Origin of the sequence: Streptomyces sp. NPDC017676, from assembly GCF_044329325.1 — a bacterium.
Classification (GTDB): Bacteria; Actinomycetota; Actinomycetes; order Streptomycetales; family Streptomycetaceae; genus Streptomyces.
Genome location: NZ_JBIRJA010000008.1, coordinates 270,683 through 288,413 on the forward strand (window position 1 = coordinate 270,683; position 17,731 = coordinate 288,413).

The 17,731-nt window shown below is 74.9% G+C and carries 13 protein-coding genes and 1 pseudogene; 6 read left to right on the forward strand and 8 right to left on the reverse strand.

The annotated features are described in order from the left end of the window. Nucleotides 1-348 precede the first annotated feature (348 nt). Complete coding sequence (locus tag ACH4LD_RS19675; protein ID WP_398056299.1) at nt 349-1,137, reverse strand: pectate lyase; 789 nt, start codon at nt 1,135-1,137, stop codon at nt 349-351. 356 nt (nt 1,138-1,493) lie between these two features. Between ACH4LD_RS19675 and ACH4LD_RS19680 the strand changes: the two genes are divergently transcribed. The 4 genes from ACH4LD_RS19680 (at nt 1,494) to ACH4LD_RS19695 (ending at nt 9,242) form a co-directional block, all read left to right on the forward strand. Next, nucleotides 1,494-2,810, forward strand: a complete 1,317-nt coding sequence (locus ACH4LD_RS19680) for a PHB depolymerase family esterase (RefSeq protein WP_398056298.1) — start codon at nt 1,494-1,496, stop codon at nt 2,808-2,810. 125 nt (nt 2,811-2,935) lie between these two features. Further along, nucleotides 2,936-4,261 carry an SGNH/GDSL hydrolase family protein gene (locus tag ACH4LD_RS19685; RefSeq protein ID WP_398056297.1) on the forward strand — a complete coding sequence of 442 codons (1,326 nt, stop codon included), beginning with the start codon at nt 2,936-2,938 and terminating at the stop codon, nt 4,259-4,261. Nucleotides 4,262-4,397: 136 nt separating this feature from the next. Continuing rightward, entirely contained in the window at nt 4,398-4,943 is a 546-nt protein-coding gene (locus ACH4LD_RS19690; protein WP_398056296.1) for a hypothetical protein, read from the forward strand. Between the two features lie 9 nt (nt 4,944-4,952). Further along, complete coding sequence (locus ACH4LD_RS19695; RefSeq protein ID WP_398056295.1) at nt 4,953-9,242, forward strand: HAD-IC family P-type ATPase; 4,290 nt, start codon at nt 4,953-4,955, stop codon at nt 9,240-9,242. A 41-nt stretch (nt 9,243-9,283) separates the two neighbouring features. Here the strand turns inward: ACH4LD_RS19695 and ACH4LD_RS19700 are convergent, their stop codons facing one another. Beyond that, nucleotides 9,284-10,363 carry an NADH:flavin oxidoreductase/NADH oxidase gene (locus tag ACH4LD_RS19700; protein ID WP_398056294.1) on the reverse strand — a complete coding sequence of 360 codons (1,080 nt, stop codon included), beginning with the start codon at nt 10,361-10,363 and terminating at the stop codon, nt 9,284-9,286. Between the two features lie 132 nt (nt 10,364-10,495). On the opposite strand from ACH4LD_RS19700, the gene ACH4LD_RS19705 reads away from it, so the two are divergent. Next, nucleotides 10,496-10,852, forward strand: coding sequence for an ArsR/SmtB family transcription factor (locus ACH4LD_RS19705; protein WP_398056293.1), 357 nt, complete (start codon nt 10,496-10,498; stop codon nt 10,850-10,852). On the opposite strand, the gene ACH4LD_RS19710 is transcribed toward ACH4LD_RS19705, so the two are convergent. Both ACH4LD_RS19710 and ACH4LD_RS19715 read right to left on the reverse strand, forming a co-directional pair. Beyond that, nucleotides 10,769-12,160, reverse strand: coding sequence for a nucleobase:cation symporter-2 family protein (locus tag ACH4LD_RS19710; RefSeq protein WP_398056292.1), 1,392 nt, complete (start codon nt 12,158-12,160; stop codon nt 10,769-10,771). The genes ACH4LD_RS19705 and ACH4LD_RS19710 overlap by 84 nt on opposite strands. A gap of 120 nt (nt 12,161-12,280) precedes the next feature. Continuing rightward, nucleotides 12,281-13,618 (reverse strand): FAD-dependent oxidoreductase, encoded by a 1,338-nt coding sequence (locus ACH4LD_RS19715; RefSeq protein ID WP_398056291.1) that lies wholly within the window; start codon nt 13,616-13,618, stop codon nt 12,281-12,283. A 198-nt stretch (nt 13,619-13,816) separates the two neighbouring features. Between ACH4LD_RS19715 and ACH4LD_RS19720 the strand changes: the two genes are divergently transcribed. Further along, nucleotides 13,817-14,467: a DUF6214 family protein gene (locus ACH4LD_RS19720; RefSeq protein ID WP_398056430.1), complete on the forward strand. Its 651-nt coding sequence runs from the start codon at nt 13,817-13,819 to the stop codon at nt 14,465-14,467. Nucleotides 14,468-14,484: 17 nt separating this feature from the next. On the opposite strand, the gene ACH4LD_RS19725 is transcribed toward ACH4LD_RS19720, so the two are convergent. The 4 genes and pseudogenes from ACH4LD_RS19725 to ACH4LD_RS19740 all read right to left on the reverse strand — a co-directional run bounded on the left by ACH4LD_RS19725 (nt 14,485) and on the right by ACH4LD_RS19740 (nt 17,624). Continuing rightward, a complete protein-coding gene (locus tag ACH4LD_RS19725; protein WP_398056290.1) occupies nt 14,485-15,153 on the reverse strand; it encodes a TetR/AcrR family transcriptional regulator in 669 nt (222 codons plus the stop codon). 153 nt (nt 15,154-15,306) lie between these two features. Then, nucleotides 15,307-15,991: pseudogene (locus ACH4LD_RS19730) on the reverse strand (HAD family hydrolase). A gap of 10 nt (nt 15,992-16,001) precedes the next feature. Then, nucleotides 16,002-16,769 carry a phosphatase PAP2 family protein gene (locus ACH4LD_RS19735; protein WP_398106178.1) on the reverse strand — a complete coding sequence of 256 codons (768 nt, stop codon included), beginning with the start codon at nt 16,767-16,769 and terminating at the stop codon, nt 16,002-16,004. Nucleotides 16,770-17,054: 285 nt separating this feature from the next. Beyond that, entirely contained in the window at nt 17,055-17,624 is a 570-nt protein-coding gene (locus ACH4LD_RS19740; RefSeq protein ID WP_398056288.1) for a DUF5134 domain-containing protein, read from the reverse strand. Nucleotides 17,625-17,731: the final 107 nt, after the last annotated feature.

Below are 17,731 nucleotides of genomic sequence, written 5' to 3' on the forward strand. Positions count from 1 at the left end.
GCCGCCGGGCCCCGCGGGGGGGGGGGGGGGGGGGGGGGGGGGGGGGGGGGGGGGGGGGGGGGGGGGGGGGGGGGGGGGGGGGGGGGGGGGGGGGGGCGGGGGGGGCCCCCCCCCCCCCCCCGGCCCCCCCCGGGGGGGGGGGGGGCGCCCCGCCCCCCCCCCCCCCCCCCCCCCCCCCCCCCCCCCCCCCCCCGGTCGCCGCCGGCTCCTCCCCGCGCGCGTGGACAGCGGTCCCGCGCGGGACGGCCCCGTGGGCGCCGGCCGGCGCGGGTGTCCCGCTCGCCGCGGTGTCCCGGCCGTGCGAGTGCCCGGGGGCGGCGGTGCCACCCCCGGGCACTCAGCCGGCGATCACTTGTAGGTGATGTCCGAGCTGGAGTACTTGCAGTACGTGCCGTCCGGGCCCGAGCCGTTCGTGGTCGGCTCCTTGCCGGTGTTGTTGCCGATGTACTTCTGGCACGGAATGATCTTCTTGCTGGTGTCCCCGACGATGGTGATGTTCCGCAGGGTGGCGCTGTCGCCGTAGTTGGTGTTGATGCCGACGAGCTTGCTGCCCTTGTAGGTCGCCTCGATGCCGCTGAGGTTGATCGTCCGCTTGTACTGCGTCTTGCAGTTGCCGCAGGAGCGGGCGAACGTGCCGAAGTTCTTCACCGCGAAGCCGGAGACGTTCAGGGTGCCGGCGCCGTTGAACTGGAACACCTTGTCGCCGGCCTCCTTCGCCCCGCCGCCGCTGACGGTGTAGACGTTGGACGACGAGGAGCCGAGGAAGGTGGCCGCGTCCTCGCCGACGTCCTCCCACCAGACGTTCTGGAGCGTGCAGCTGCCGAGGCAGTGGATGCCGTCCGCGGCGGGGGAGCCGATGATGACGTTCTTGAGGACGGTGCCGGGGGCGAGTTCCAGCAGGGGCCCCTGGTCCTCGTCCTGGCTGTCGCTGCCGAGGTCGCCGGTGCCGTACAGCCGCTTCATCCCGTAGTCCTTGGTGCCGGACAGGGAGATGGTGGCGGAGACCGCCTGGCTGCCGTTGGCGCTGGGCCAGGTGGCCGCGCCCGCCGGCGCTCCGGAAGTCATGATCATGCCAAGCGTCAGGCCGAGGGTGGCCAGGCCGCCCAGCAGACCGCGCGCGCGTCCTGATGAGGTCATGTCCCGAATGCCTTCTTCCGAGTGAGGTCAGATCGAGGTCAGTGTGGGGTTCGGGTAGCCGGCGTGCCCCGCATGGCTCGGTTATGTACGTGAATCATGTACGCCATGAGGAACGAGCGCCGGGGTTGCGTGGCCGACAGGGTCAGCTGAGGCGTGCGTCGGTCACGCTGATGAACGGACCGTAGAGTGCAAGCGCTTTCTAGTCAACAGGTCTCGCAGCGCGCTTCCGCTCGCCACGAAGTCTCGTGGGAGCGCTTCCATGAATTGCGTGTCCATGCCACCATGCCGGGTGTTCCTCCCACGACGCGCACCGCAGCGCGCCCTCGCACGAGCCGCGAACCGAAGGGACAAGGGACGTGCCCCCCACACCGCACCGCTCAAAGACCGGCCCTCGCAGGGCACTTGTCACCCTCCTGGGCGCCCTCCTGCCGCTCCTCGCGGCGCTGGCCCTGGCCGCGCCCCCGGCCACGGCCCGGGAGCGGGCCGTCCCCGCTGCCACGCTCACGGAGGTCACCGGCTTCGGCGCCAACCCCAGCAACCTCCAGATGTACGTCTACGTGCCGGGCGGCGTCACCGCGCACCCGGCGGTCGTGGTGGCCGTGCACTGGTGCGGCGGCTCCGCCTCCGCGATGTACTCCGGCACCGAATGGGCCTCGCTGGCCGACCGGTACGGGTTCGTCGTCGTGTACCCGTCGGTGACCCGGAGCAGCAAGTGCTTCGACGTCTCCTCCCCGCAGGCGCTCCGCCGCGGCGGCGGCAGCGACCCCGTCGGCATCCGGTCCATGGTCGACTGGGCGACCCGCACCTACGCCGCCGACACCGGCAGGGTCTTCGTCACCGGCGTCTCCTCCGGCGCGATGATGACCAACGTCCTGCTCGGCGACTACCCCGACGTGTTCGCCGCGGGCGCCGCCTTCTCCGGGGTCCCCTTCGGCTGCTTCGCCACCACCGACGGCTCCGAGTGGAACAGCGCCTGCTCCGGCGGCACCGTCAGCCACACCCCGCAGGAGTGGGGCGACCTGGTGCGCGCCGCCTACCCGGGCTACACCGGTCCGCGCCCGCGGATACAGCTGTGGCACGGCACCGCGGACGACACCCTGCGCTACCCCGACCTCGGGGAGGAGATCAAGCAGTGGACGAACGTGCTCGGCGTGAGCCAGACCCCGGCCGCGACCGACACCCCCGTCTCCGGCTGGACCCGCACCCGCTACGGCGGCACCGGTGACCGGGCTCCCGTCGAGGCGATCAGCCTCCAGGGCGTCGGACACAACCTCTACGGCCCGGGCATGGCCTCCCGGGCACTCACCTTCTTCGGTCTCGACGGCGGCGGAACCACCCCGCAACCGCCCGCCGGCGCCTGCGCGGTCACGGCCGACGTCAGCGCCTGGAGCAACGGTCTGACCGCCTCCGTGACCGTCACCAACACCGGTACGAACGCGCTGAACGGCTGGAGGCTCGGCTTCACCCTCCCGGCCGGCCAGACCCTCACCAACGGCTGGAACGCCACGTTCAGCCCGGACTCCGGCGCCGTGACGGCCACCAACGCCCCGTACAACGCCACCCTCGCCCCCGGCGCGAGCGTGACCATCGGCTACCAGGCCACACACACCGGCAACAGCGCGGCACCGGCCGCGTACAGCCTCAACGGCCGTGCGTGCACGGTCGGTCGATGACCCGGGGGTGCGCGCCGCAGCGGCATGAACCGTCGGCGCGCGCCCCACCGCACCGGAGCCTCGGGCAGCCCCCTGTCCCCGCCACATCCCGCACCCGTCGTCGCCCGCACCCTCGAAGGGTTTCCGTGAAGTCGCCCAGCAGAACGCCGCTCGCCACCGTCCTCAGCACCTGCGTCCTCGTCCTCGCCCTCGCCGTGACGGCCTCAGCGCTCACGGCGCCGGCCGGGAGGGCGGCTCCGGCCACCGCCGCGGCCGGCCCCGGCCGGCACTGGGTGAACACCTGGACCGGCATGCCCCAGCTGACCGAGCCCGCCAACCTGCCGCCCGCGCCGTACACCGGTGAGAAGGCGGTGCTCGTCGACACCACCCTGCGGCAGACGGTGCGCGTCACCGCCGGCGGCCCCCGCATCCGGCTGCGGTTCTCCAACGCGTACGGCGACACCCCGCTGCCGCTGACCGCCGTCACCGTGGCCCTGCCCCGCGACGGCAGGGCCGGGGTCAGCGCGGTCGAACCCGGGACCCTGCGCCGGGTCACCTTCGCCGGCCGGGACTCCACGACCGTCCCGGTGGGCGCGCAGATGGTCTCCGACCCCCTCGACTTCGAACTGCGCGCCGGGTCCGAGCTGACGGTGACGGCGTACACCGCGCGCGGCCAGGCGTCGCTCGCGCTCACCTCCCATCCCGGCTCGCGCACCACCTCGTACCTCGCGCACGGCGACCACACGCGTGACCAGGACCTCCCGGGCGCGACCGCCGTCGACCACTGGTACCTGCTCAGCGACGTCGAGGTGCTGGCCGCACGCCGTACCGAGGCGGTGGCCCTGGTCGGCGACTCCCTCACCGACGGACGCGGCTCCACCACCAACGGCAACGACCGCTGGCCCGACCAGTTCTACGACCGTCTGCACGAAGACCCGGCCACCTCGGACATCGCCGTCCTCAACCAGGCGGCCGGCGGCAACCGCGTCCTCGACGACGGGCTCGGCCCCAACGTGCTCGCCCGCCTGGACCGGGACGTCCTCTCCCGCAGCGGAGTGGCCTGGCTGATCCTCTTCGAGGGCGTCAACGACCTCGGCACCGCCGACGCCACCCCCGAGGCGCAGCGCGCGGTCACCGAGGACCTGATCGCCGGGTACCGGCAGATCGTCGTCCGCGCCCACGCCCAGGGCATCCGGGTCTACGGCGCGACCCTCACCCCGTTCGGCGGCAGCACCCTGTACGACGATCCGGCGGGGGAGCGGGAGGCCGCCCGGCAGCGCGTCAACGCCTGGATCCGCACGCCCGGCCACTTCGACGCGGTGCTCGACTTCGACCGGGCGGTACGGGACCCCGAAGCCCCGGACCGGCTCCGGCCCGCACTGCACGCGGGGGACTGGCTGCACCTCAACCCCGAGGGGTACGGCGTGCTCGCGGCGGCCGTGCCGGCGAGGCTGTTCCGGCACGCCTCCTGACGGGTGGGGCGGGTGGCGCCGAGGGGATTCGTGGCATTTCCTAGGAAATGGTGGTTTCCCCGCGCAAGGAGGGGATGACCAGCACGGTCGTGGGCACTCGGTGGGGCACGCAGGACGATCTCACCCGAGGAGAGTCATGGCTGAGCAGAAGTCGTCGGCCCTCACGGCGCCCCTGCGCGGCGCGGCCTCGGTACTGCGCAGGGTGCCCGGCGCCGGAACGGTGACGAGGGCCGCCGAGGAAACACTGGACAAGGTCGGCGCGGTCTCACCCCGTGGACGGCGCATGGCGGTCTACGCGGGAGCAGGGGTGCTCGGCGCCGCGGGCGTGGTGGAGTGGCCCGTGGCTCTCACCGGTGCGGCGGTGGCCTGGCTCACCCAGCCCCGGCCCGCACAGCCGGCGGGCGCCGCGGAGCCGGCCCCGCCTTCCGAACCGGCCCATGACCTGGGCACCGCGGCGCTCAGGTCCGGCAGCGGGGACCCCGGGCCCGCACCGGCGACCGGGACCGTGACCCCCGCGGGCACCCAGGCGCCGGCCGGTACGGCACCGGGGCCGGCCAAGGAGCCCGGTCACACGGCGGCGGCCGGCCCGTCCGAGGCCTCCCACGGTGCCCGGGCGTCGGTGGGCAAGACATCCTCCGGTCCACTCGGACCCACCGCGCGACCCGATCGCACCACGCTCTGAGGAGGTCATGTGCCCGGTCTGCTGACAGCGCCGTCGTCCGCCGCCCGCCGGCTGCCGGCGGCGCCACGCCTGCTCGCGCGGGCGGCGGCACCGGTGGTCGGACTGGCCGCCGGTGCCGCTGCGGGAACCGCGCGCGCCGGCGTGCAGGGCCTGGACGCCGCCACGCGCGTCGCGCGGGTGGCGCGCAACGCGCTGCCCGGCGCCGGTGACCACTGGCGGTCCGGCGCCCGCACCCACCTGGCCGTACGGCCCCTGGAACAGGACCAGGCGCGGCGCGCAGGCGGCACCGAACACCTGGCGCGCCGGCTGGCCGAGGCGCTGGCGGACCATCCCGACGTCCTCGTCGCCTACTGGGACCAGGGGCTCGCCCGCCTGGTGGTGACCGCGACCGGGGAGGAGGCCGCCGACCGGGTCCTGGACCACGCGGCCGGCCTCGCCGAGCGGCACGGGCTCGTCCTGGCGGGCGCGGACGTGGAGGAGACCACACATCCGGCCGACCCGGCCGGGGTACGCGCCGCGGTGGCCACGCTCTCCGCCGACGGCGCCGGCATCGCGGTGGCGCTGACCGTGTACGCGCTGCGGCTCCCGCCCTCGCCCCGGATGGTGACGGCGGTCGTGACCCTCCTGCGGGAGAACCCACGGTTCCGCGCATGGCTGCGCGCCCGGCTCGGCGACTCCGGGATGGACCTCCTGCTGGCCTGCGCGAACGCCGCCGTGCACGGTGCCGGCCAGACCCCCACATCCCTGGTGCTCGACGGCGTCCTGCGGGCCTGCCAGGTGGCCGAGACGGTGGCCCGCTCGGCCGCCTTCGACGCCGTGCACGACCGGTTGTGCACCCCCGACCGCGTCAGCCTCGCCGCGCAGGGCCCGCCGCGCCCGCCGTTGCGCGTCTCCCCGGCCCAGGAGTACGCGGCCCACGCCTCCGCCGGCAGCCTCCTGGGCGCGGCGGCCACCCTCCTGGTCAAGCACGACGGCGCCGAGGCGGCCGAAGCGGTGCTGGCCGGTTCCCCGAAGGCCGCCCGCTACGGTCCCGCCGCGTTCCACGCCGTGCTCAGCGCCGCCCTGGCCCGCACCGGCGTGCTGGTCCGGGATCCGGAACGGCTGCGCCAGCTGGAGATGGCGGGCACGGTCGTCCTGCACCCGAGCGCGCTGCGCACCGAGGACGGCGAGGCCGACCCGTGGGCCGAACCGGTGCTGGACGCGGCCCGCCGGGCCGGGCTCCGGGTCGTCCTCGTGGACGACCCGGCCCTGGAGGACTTCACCGGCCTCGCCGACCAGGTCGTCGACGCCCGCAGGCCGCTGGACGACGTCGTGTACGAGGCGCGTGGCGACGAGGGCGCCGTCCTGGTGGTCGCCCGGGTCCGCACGGCCGACGAGCACGACGTGCTGGACGCCCTGCGGGCCGCCGATGTCGCGCTCGCCCTCACCGACCGGGACGGAGCGGTGGTCTGGGGCGCGGACATCCTCGCCCTGCACGGCCTGCCCGACGTGTGGCGGGTGCTGACCGCGGTCCCGGCCGCCCGCCGGGTCGGTCACCGGGCCCAGACCCTGGCCCGCTCCGGTGCCGCGCTGTCCGGGCTGCTCGTCGCCGTCGGCGAGTCCGGCGGCGGACGCGGCCGCCGGTCCGTACTGCCGGGGCTCCGGCACGCACCCGTCGACGCCGGCGCAGCCATGGCCCTGCTGTCCGGGATGCGGTCCGCACTCGGCGTGGCGGCGGCCCGCACCCCGCACCCGCGCCCCCGGGTGCACTGGCACGAACTGGACCCGGAGCAGGCCCGTGACCGGCTGGCCCACGAACCGGCGGCCGACACCGGCCCGTTCGACACGCTGACGGCCAAGATGCGCAAGGCGGCCGTGGGCGTCGGCCGGCATCCGGTCGCCGCGCCCGCCCGCTGGTCCTACCGGCTCGGCCGCGCCGTCCGCGGCGAACTCCAGGACCCGCTCACCCCGGTCCTGGCCGTCGGCTCGGCCGCGTCGGCGATCCTCGGCTCCGTCATGGACGCGCTGCTCGTCGTCGGCGCCCTCGACCTGAACGCCCTGGTCGGCGGTATCCAGCGGTTGCGGGCCGAGCGGGCGCTGTCCGGGCTGGTCGCCGAGCAGAAGCAGCGGGCGCGGCTGGTACCGCCGGAGACCGAGGCCCCGGTCGGCGGCACCCGCACCGTGGAGGCGGGCAAGCTGCGGCCGGGCGACGTGATCCAGCTCAAGACGGACGACGTGGTCCCCGCCGACGCCCGGCTGCTGTGGCAGGAGGGCCTGGAGGTGGACGAGTCGGCCCTGACCGGCGAGTCGCTGCCGGTGGAGAAGCAGACGGACCCCACCCCGCACGCCCCGGTGGCCGACCGGCGGTGCATGCTCTTCGAGGGCACGACCGTGGTGGCGGGTGACGCCCGGGCCATCGTGGTCGACACCGGCGACCGCACCGAGGCCGCCCGTGCCGTCCACCTCGCCGCCCGTACGCCCCCGGCCGCCGGCGTCCAGGCCAGGCTCCAGGAACTCACCCGCAAGGCGCTGCCGCTGACTCTGGCGGGCGGCGCCGCGGTGACGGGGCTGGCGCTGCTGCGCGGCACCCCGATCCGCGAGGCGGTCAGCGGCGGGGTGGCGGTGGCCGTGGCGGCCGTACCGGAAGGGCTGCCGCTGGTGGCGACGGTCGCGCAGCTCGCGGCCGCCCGGCGGCTGAGCCGGGGCGGCGTCCTGGTGCGCACCCCGCGCACCCTGGAGGCGCTGGGCCGCATGGACACCATCTGCTTCGACAAGACGGGCACGCTCACCGAGAACCGGCTGCGGCTGGTGCGCACCTCTGACACCGGGGGCACGGTCCGCGCGGTGGACGACGCCGGCTCCGAGGGGACGATCCGGGCCGCCGCGCGGGCCTGCCCGCGGCTGAACGGCGGCTCCGACCGGCCGGTGCACGCCACCGACGAGGCCGTGCTGGCCGCCGCGCCGCCCGACCCCGACTGGACCCAGCTCGCCGACCTGCCGTTCGAGGCCGCGCGCGGGTACGCCGCCGCCGTCGGCCGGAGCGGGAACGGCCCGGCCGCCCTGGTGGTCAAGGGCGCCCCGGAGACCGTGCTGCCCGCCTGCACCGGACTGCCCGCGCACGCCTCCGAGTCCGCCCACACCCTGGCCGGGGCCGGTCTGCGGGTCCTGGCGGTGGCCGAACGCCGGCTCGGCGCGGGGGAGCAGGAGTCGGACGTCCTCGAACAGCCGCTGCGGGACCTGGAGTTCATCGGTCTGCTCGCGCTGTCCGACGTACCGCGCGAGACCTCCACGGCGCTGGTGAACGGGCTGAACGGGGCGGGTGTGCGACCGGTCATGCTCACTGGCGACCATCCGCAGACCGCGCGGGCCATCGCCGCCGACCTGGGCTGGCCGGAGGACACGGTGGTGGTCACCGGCGACGAGCTGGCCGCGGCCGACCGCGCGTCCCGGGCCCGGATGCTGCGCGACGCGGGTGTGGTGGCCCGGGTGGCGCCCGAGCAGAAGCTCCAGGTCGTGGAGGCGCTGCGGGACGCGGGCCGGGTGGTCGGCATGGTCGGTGACGGCGCCAACGACGCCGCGGCCATCCGCGCGGCCGACATCGGCGTCGGCATCAACGCGCGCGGGTCCGCCGCCGCGCGCAACGCCGCGGACATCGTGCTGACCGACGACGACCTGACGGTGCTGATCGACGCGGTGGGCGAGGGACGCGCGCTGTGGCACAGCGTGGCCGACGCCATCGCCATCCTGATCGGCGGCAACGCGGGCGAGGTCGGGTTCGGCATCCTCGGCACACTGGTGTCCGGCCGGGCGCCGCTGTCCACCCGCCAGATGCTCATGGTGAACCTCTTCACCGACCTGTTCCCGTCGATGGCGGTGGCGGTGACCGAGAAGGAGGGCGAGGCGGACCTGGGCCATGTGGAGGAGGCCGCCGGAGTGCTGGGCGACCCCCTGCTGCGGCAGATCCGGCACCGGGCCCTGACCACCTGCCTGGGCGCGCTCACGGCCTGGCTGATCGGCCGCTTCACGCCCGGCACCGCCCGGCGCTCCAGCACCATGGCGCTGTGCGGAGTGGTCGGCACCCAGCTCGTGCAGACCCTGCTCGACCGGCGCGACAGCCGCCTGGTGCAGATCACCTCGCTGGGTTCCGCGCTGGCCCTGGTGGCCGTGGTGCAGACCCCGGGCATCAGCCGCGTCTTCGGCTGCACCCCGCTCGGCCCGGTCGCCTGGGCGGGTGTCGTGGCCGCGATCGCCCTCGCCCTGGCGGGCCAGCGCACACTTCCCCGGCTGGAGCGGACCGTCGGGCGGCTGCTGCCGACCTGACCCGCGCCGCCGGGCCGGGGAACCGGCCCGGCGGCCCCGGCTCAGACGGAGCGGTGGTACTGGTCCGGCACCCGGACCTGTGCCTTGAGTTCGCGGGCCGCCTGGCGCGCCCAGGACGGGTTGCGCAGGAGTTCCCGGCCGAGCAGGACCGCGTCCGCCTCGCCGTTCGCCACGATCTTCTCGGCCTGCTCGGGCTCGGTGATCAGACCCACGGCGGCGACCGGCATCGGGGTCTCGTCCTTCACCCGGGCGGCGAACGGGACCTGGTAGCCCGGCCCGGTCGGGATGGTGACGCCGGAGGCGTTCCCGCCGGTGGAGACGTCGAGCAGGTCGACACCGTGCGTGTGCAGGTCGCGGGCGAGGCGGACGGTGTCCTCGGGGGTCCAGCCGCCGTCCTGGAGCCAGTCGGTGGCCGAGACGCGGAAGAACACCGGCTTGTCGGCGGGCCACACCTCCCGTACGGCGTCGACGACCTCCAGGGCGAACCGGGTGCGGTTCTCGTACGAGCCGCCGTAGGTGTCGGTGCGGTGGTTGGAGTGCGGGGAGAGGAACTCGTTGATCAGATAGCCGTGGGCACCGTGGATCTCGACGGCCTGGAACCCGGCGGCGAGCGCCCGGCGCGCGGCGGCGGCGAACTGCCCGACGATCTCGGTGATCCGGTCCACGGTCAACTCGGTGGGGACGGGGTGGCGTTCGTCGAACGGCAGCGCGCTCGGGGCGAGCGGCTGCCAGCCGTGCGCCTCCGGCCCGACGGGCGCGCCGCCCTTCCACGGCCGGTCGGTGGACGCCTTGCGGCCGCTGTGGCCGAGCTGGACCGCCGGCACGGTGCCCTGGGCGGTGAGGAAGCGGGTGATCCGGCGGAAGGCCTCCAGCTGGGTGTCGTTCCACAGCCCGAGGTCGTACGGGGAGATCCGGCCCTCGGGTGAGACCGCGGTGGCCTCCACCACGATCAGGCCGGTGCCGCCGGCGGCCCGCGCCGCGTAGTGCGCGAAGTGCCAGTCGTTCGGAACACCGGCGAGCGGCCCCTCCGGGTCGGCCGAGTACTGGCACATCGGGGGCATCCACACCCGGTTCGGGATGGTCACTTCGCGCAGGGTGATGGGCTCGAAGAGCGCACTCACGACGGACTCCATTCGTCACGGACCGCTGATCGGTGCTCGTACGGTACTCCTCGTACTACGACAGGTGTCAAACTACGATGGTTCTCGTACAATGCAGTCAGTCGAGCCACTCGTGAGGAAGGGGCGGTCGCCGTGACCGACACCGCCACCGCCGGCCGCGCGCTGCCGCATCCGGTACGGGAGCAGATCCGGCTGGAGTCCGTGCTGCACGCGCTCTCCGACCCGATGCGGCTCCAGATCGTGCGCGAACTCGCCGCGAAGGAAGGTGAGTTGACCTGCTCGCAGTTCGACCTGCCGGTCACCAAGTCCACCAGCACGCACCACTTCCGGGTGCTGCGGGAGAGCGGGGTCATCCGGCAGGTCTACCGGGGCACGGCCAAGATGAACGGCCTGCGCCGGGACGATCTAGACGGCCTCTTCCCGGGGCTGCTCGACAGCCTCCTCACCGCCGCCGACCGGCAGTCCGGCCGACTCGGCGCCGGCGGCTGAACCGCGCTTTCCCGGAAGGTGGTTGAAGAGCAGGTTCAGCACGATCGCGGACAGACAGCCCGCGCTGATGCCGCTGTTCATCACCGTCTGGAACCAGTCCGGGAACTTCGCGTACACCCCGGGCACGCCCACCGGCAGCATGCCGATCGCCACCGAGACCGCCACCACGGTCAGGTTGTCGTTGTCCTTGAAGCCGACCCGGGCCAGCGTCCGCAGCCCGCTCGCCGCGACCGTCCCGAACATCACCAGGCCGGCCCCGCCGAGCACCGGTGCCGGGATCGCCGCGACCACCGCGCCCAGCTTGGGCAGCAGACCGAGCAGCACCAGCATCCCGCCGGCCGCCGCCACCACCCAGCGGCTGCGCACCCGGGTCATGCCGACCAGACCCACGTTCTGCGCGTACGCCGTGTAGGGGAAGGTGTTGAACACCCCGCCCAGCACGGTCGACAGGCCGTCCGCGCGCAGCCCGTCGGCGAGGTGGCGCGGCTCGACCTTCCGGCCGGTCAGCTCGCCGACGGCGATCAGGTCACCCGTCGTCTCGGTCATGGTGACCAGGGCGACGACCAGCATGGACACGATCGCGGACACGCGGAACTCCGGCGCCCCGAAGTGGAACGGCGTGCTGACGCCCACCCAGTCGGCGTCCCCGACCCCGCCGAAGTCGGTGAACCCGAACGGCACGGCGACCGCCAGACCGACCGCGATGCCGAGGAGCACGGCGATCCGGGAGAGGAAAGCGGGCGCGAACCGCTGCACGCCGAGCACCACGGCCAGCACGAAGCCCGCCAGCGCCAGGTTCCTCGGCTCCCCGAAGTCCTTCGCCCCGGCACCGCCCGCCGCCCAGTTGCCCGCGACCGGCAGCAGCGAGACCCCGATGATCAGGATCACCGTGCCGGTCACCAGCGGCGGGAAGAAGCGCAGCAGCCGGCCGAAGAGCGGCGCGAGCAGCATGATGGCCAGCCCGGCGACGATCACCGAGCCGTAGATCGCGGGCAGCCCGCCACCCGTCGTCCCGATGAGCACCATCGGTGACACGGCGGCGAACGTGCACCCCTGCATGACCGGCAGCCGGACCCCGAACCGCCAGAAGCCGACGCACTGGATCAGCGTGGCGATGCCGCACACCAGCAGGTCCGCAGTGATCAGATACGCCAGGTCGGCGGGCGACAGCTTCAGCGCGCCGCCCACGATCAACGGCACGGCGACGGCGCCCGCGTACATCGCGAGCACGTGCTGCAACCCGAAGGCGGCGAGCCGGCGTACCGGCGGTATCTCGTCGACGGGGTGCACGTCTGCGGTCGTGGCCATGGGAGCTCCCTCAGCGGCGGGTGGGGGTGGCATGCGGACAGGACGAGACCGTAGGCGCCTTGAACAGTTTGTTGATTTCCGGTCTGTTGCCGGTGTGTGTCCCGCCCCCGGACAGCCGCGCTACGGCACCCGCGCCGCTCCGAGAAGGGCGTCCCAGTCGGAGAGTTTGACCACGCCCCGCCCCAGCCGAGCCCCCAGCTCGGCCTCGGCCTGCTCGATCGCCAGCCAGCCCTCCCACGGCACGGGCTCGACGCCCGCCGCCCGCAGGGCCGCGACCGGGTCCTCCGGCACGTCCGCGTGGGCGAGAGCGGGCGCGTCCGCGAGCAGCGAGGTCACCGTCTCCTTGGCGCAGGGCCGGTTGGTGCCGATGACCCCGGTCGGACCCCGCTTGATCCACCCGGCGACGTACTCGCCGGGGCAGGGCACGCCGTCGCGCAGCACCCGGCCCTCCTGGTGCGGGACGGTGCCGCTCGCCGGGTCGAACGGCAGGCCCTCCAGCGGCACTCCGCGATAGCCCACCGAACGCAGCACCAACTGGGCGGGCACGTCCTCGTACCGGCCCGTGCCCGTCACGCCGCCCGTGCCGTCCGGCGCCGTCCGTTCGAAGCGCACGGCACCCACCCGGCCGCCGTCGGCGAGCAGCTCCACCGGCCGCAGGAAGAAGCGCAGCCGGATCCGCCGCGCGGCGGCCACCGCGGGAGGCCGTGCCGCCCAGTCGCGCAGCACCTCCACGTTGCGGCGCTGCCCCGCCGGCAGCGCTCCGGGATCGGCCGGATCGAGCGCCAGCTCGGCCTTGTCCACGATCACGTCGGTGCCCGGCAGCCCGCCCAGTTCGCGCAGCTCCTTGGTGGTGAAACGGGCCTGCGCGGGGCCGCGCCGGCCCACCATCTGCACCTCGGTGAGCCCGCTCGCCGCCAGCGTGTCCAGCGCGGCCTGCGGGATGTCCGTGGGCCACAGTTCCGCCGCACCACGGACCAGCATCCGGGTGACGTCCACCGCGACGTTGCCCACCCCGATGACGACCGCCGAGCGCACCCCGCGCAGGAAACCCGCGTCGGCCGCGTCCGGATGCGCGCTGTACCAGGACACGAACTCGGTCGCCGACCAGCTACCCGTCAGGTCCTCGCCGGGGATCCCCAGCCGGCGGTCGGTGGCCGCGCCCACGCAGTACACCACCGCGTGGTACAGCTCCCTCAGCCGCTGTGCCGGCAGCCCGCCGGGGCCGCCCACCCGGACCCCGCCGAGGAACCGCACCCGCTCGTCCTCCAGCACCGTCCGCAGGCTGCCCTGGAGGGACTTGATCTTCTCGTGGTCCGGAGCGACGCCGTAGCGGACCAGGCCGTACGGACACGGCAGCCGGTCCAGGACGTCCACCCGGACCCCCGGATCACGCTGAACGAGGCTCTGGGCGGTGTAACACCCACTCGGCCCGGAACCGACGACGGCGACACGCAGCACTGCGGTACTCCTCGCCCGAAGGAGGGTGTGGCGACGCCTCCAGCATGGCACCGCGGGGACCCCGGGGGCAGGGGCCGGTGGGGTGACCCGGGTGCGTGTCCATACGTATGGGTGTGGTCACGACGTTACGTTGCGTGTGTGCCAGAAGCATCCTTTCTTGATCTTCCTGATCGGAACGCGGAGGATGGCGCGGTCTCCGTGTGGCCCGCGTGGCAGGTGCGGGAGCACGACGGCGTCACGTCCTGGTTCCAGGTCCGGCTGGCCTTCCCCGACGGGGCCCGGGTCGACGCCCTGGCCGTGGTGAGCGCGGGGCGTGTCTCCATCGAGGACGTCCAGGCCGAGCCGGCCCTGTCCCTCGCCGACCTGACGGCGCTCGCCGCCTGGATCGAGGGACCGCTGTCCGAGGCGTGCGGTGTCGTCGCCGGGGCGGACCCGGTCTGCGGTGTCGTCGCCGAGGCGGACTCGGTGTGCGGTGTCGATGCCGGGGTGGACCCGGTGTGCGGCGCCGTCGCCGAGGCTGACCCGGCGTGCGGCGCGGACACGGCCGGGGCGGGTGACGGCGCGACCCTGGACGCTTACGACGCGACCCCGGACGTCGGGAGCTCGTCGGCAGAGGAACCCGAGCCGGACGTCGGCCACCCCGTGGCGCGCCGTGCCCGGCCGCCCTGGCCGCGTGGGACCGAGGGCCGCCGGCTGGTCGCGCGGGAGTACCGCGCGGCGCAGGACGAGGGCGCCGACCCGGTGCTCGCCGTGATGAACGCGACCGGACGCGGTCGTCGGCGCGCCCTCCGGCTGATCGCCCAGGCGCGGGACGCGGGTCTTCTGGCCCCCCGTCACGCCCGGCGCTGACCAGCGGCCGGACCCCGTCAGGGGGTGCCCGGCCGCTCCTCCGTGGCGAAGAACCGGGACAGGTCCTCCGGCCCCGCCCCCGGCTCCGCATCGCTCTCCGGAGGCACACCCGACTCCCAGTCGAGCCCGTACCGCTGGAACAGCTCCGCCCGCAGCACCGGCACGGGCATCGGAACGCCCGGCACCAGCGCCGCGTACACCGCGCCCATCAACAGGGCCCGCAGCATCGGGTAGTCGGCCGGGACGTTCTGCGCGCCGTACCGGGCGACGGTGTCGCCGAGCAGCTCCGCCAGCCGGCGCTGCTCCGGGCACTGCACGAAGCCCTCGGCCTGGAGCAGACCCGCCATGTGCTGGCGCATCAGCACGGGCCGGTCCCGGGCGAGGCCCAGGATCGCGTCGATGGCCCGGGCCAGCCGCTCCCGGCCGTCCTCGGTGCGCGGCTCCCGCTCCAGCGCCTCCTCCAGCGTCCGGTGCATCAGCCGGTGCACGGCGGACTGCACCAACTGGCGTTTGCCGGGGAAGTAGTACGACACCAGGCCGCGCGCCGAACCGGCCCGGTCCGCGATGTCGCCCAGCGTCGTGGCCTCGAACCCGCGCTCGCCGACCAGCTCCACGGCGGCCTGCAGCAGCCGCTCGCGGGAACGCCGCCGCAATTCTTCATTGACCGAGGCGCTGCGCGGGGACATTCTGTAACTCCTGCGTTGACTGGCTGCCAGCCAACTATACTCAACGCAGCGGGCACGGCCATGCCCGGGCCCGCCCGGAACAGCCGTCCGTCTGGGGCGACGCGGGGGATCGTCTCAGACGGACGGTGCGGCATGCCCGTCCGCGGCCGGCGCTCAGCCCACGAGATCCAGCACCGGCAGCAGCGCGTCCGGGCGCTGGGACACCGGCAGGTGGTCCACGAAGTGCACCCGGCAGCCGAGCGCCGTGGCCCCGCCGTCCGCCGCCCGGTTGTCGCCGACCATCAGCACCCGCCGCGGATCGGCGCCGAGCGCCTCGCAGGCGATCGCCCACAGCCGCGGATCCGGCCTCTGCACCCCGTGCGCGTACGACAGCACGTACACGTCCACATACGCGTCGAGCCCGTGTTCCCGAAAGACCGGGCGCGGATCCCAGCCGATGTTGCTGACCACGCCGACGCCGACCCCGCGCCCGCGCAGGGTGCGCAGCACCTTGTCGGCGTCGGGGTACGGCATCCAGGCGGCGGGCGACATGTGCCGTTCGTACAGGGCGTCGTGCAGCCCGGGATCCGGCAGCCGCACCCGTCGGGACAGGCCGGTGCAGGCCGGTGCAGGCGGCCCGGTGCAGCTCCGCGCTCTCGTCCCGCACCGCCCGCAGCGCCGCGAGGTCCGCCGGCGGCTCCACCGGCTCCGCACCGGCCGCCTCCGGAGCCCGGGCGCAGCCGACAAGTTCGGGCTCGGTCAGGGTGTGCCCGGTCTCGTCCAGCACCGCGCGCCACCATGACTCGGCGGACTCGGCGCGGAACAGCGTCCCGGAGAAGTCGAACAGCACGGCGGTCATGCGCCGGACCCTACCGGCCGGGGGGGGGGGGGGGCGGCGCCCCCGCCCCCCCCCGCCCCCCCCCCCCCCCCCCCCCCCCCCCCCCCCCCCCCCCCCCCCCCCGCCACTCGTGAACCGTCACCGCCGCCGCGACCAGTGCCGCGCCGGCCAGCCACCCGCCGAGCACGTCCGAGGGCCAGTGGACGCCCAGCCACACCCGGGTGACGCCCACGCCCACCACCGAGACGAGCGCCGCCGTCACCGCCGTACGCCACAGTGCGGGCCGTGGGCCGTGGCGGTGCAGCAGCCACAGCAGCAGGCCGCAGACGACGGTGGCGGTCAGCGCGTGACCGGACGGGAAGGCCGCGTAGTGCGCCGAGTCGACCGGGTCCGGCCAGACCGGGCGCGGCCGGCCGACGACGGCCTTCACGGTCTGCTGCACGAGCGTGGCCACCGCGCAGGTGATCCCCAGCCACAGCGCCGTCCACCAGGCCGCCCGCCGCCAGACGAGCCACACGGCCGCCGCCGCGCAGACCAGGCGCATGGTGGTCGGGTCCCACACCCAGTCCGTCAGCACCCGGAAGACATGCGTCAGCTCGTGGTCGCGGACCGCCCAGCGGTGGGTGGTCCGGGAGATGTCGCCGTCCACGGTGATCAGGGGATGCCAGCGCAGGGCCACGAGGACCAGCAACACCACGAAGCAGGCGCCGAGAGCGGCGCCCACGCGGGCGGCTCTGCGGAGCGTCGCCGGTGGCTCGGGGGCGGGGGGCAAGGGGGGAGCGGAGGGCCGATGGTGCATGCCGTGATCCTTGTGGAAGCGAGACGCCGTGGCCAGCCCCGGTGCGACAGGGCTGCCATGGCCACGCTGCCGGTGGGTGGCCCCGTCAGGCGAACGGCATCGGCCCAGCGCCCGCGGCCCGGGCGATGCGCAGCCCGACGGGCACCCCCGGCCACGCCCACACGGCCACGGGGACCGTCATGGTCGGCACCCGATGAGTGCGAGGTGGAACCCGTCGCCCGCGTCACCTGTGCGCCGCCGGCCGTACCGCCGGCGCGAGGGCGGGCGTCTTGCGGAGTCCGGCCGTCACATCGCCAGCAGCATCGCCACCATGCCGATCCCCATCGACAGCCGGCAGGCCCGGGCCAGCTCGGGACGGTCGCCCCAGTGGGCTGGGCCGCCTCCGTCCGCCGGGCCGGTGCCGCCCGCCGGGGCGGGGGCGGGCACCAGTCGGGCGCCCGAGAGCAGCACGTAGCCCGTGAAGTACAGCAGCAGGACGCCGGTCAGCAGCGGCACCCCCGCGCCGCCGTGCCCGTGGTGGGCGGCGGGCGGTGACGCGGCCATCGTCACCGCCATGTAGACCATCGCGGCACTGCCCACCAGGTGGTGCAGATGGTGCGGGGCGCCGCGCGCGGCCCACAGCGCGCGCAGGGCCGCCGCGCCGAACACGGCCGCGTACACCGGCCAGGCCCATCGCGGCGGCGTGAACACCGCCGCGGGGACGGCCATCGCGGCCATGCCGAAGCCCATCAGCGCCTCGCCGCCCGCGGCCCGGCGCTGCTCCTCGACGCCGCTGCGCATCCGCAACAGGCAGTAGGCCCCGGTCAGCGCGCACAGCGCGACCAGCAGCCAGGCGATCGACACCGGTCCGTGCACGCGCACCTCCACGCTCGACGGTCGGTCGAGGGTGCGATGCCCACTGCCGGCGGAGCGCACGCGAGCGCAAGGATGTACACGGGGAGCATGTGGGGGAGCACGGTCCG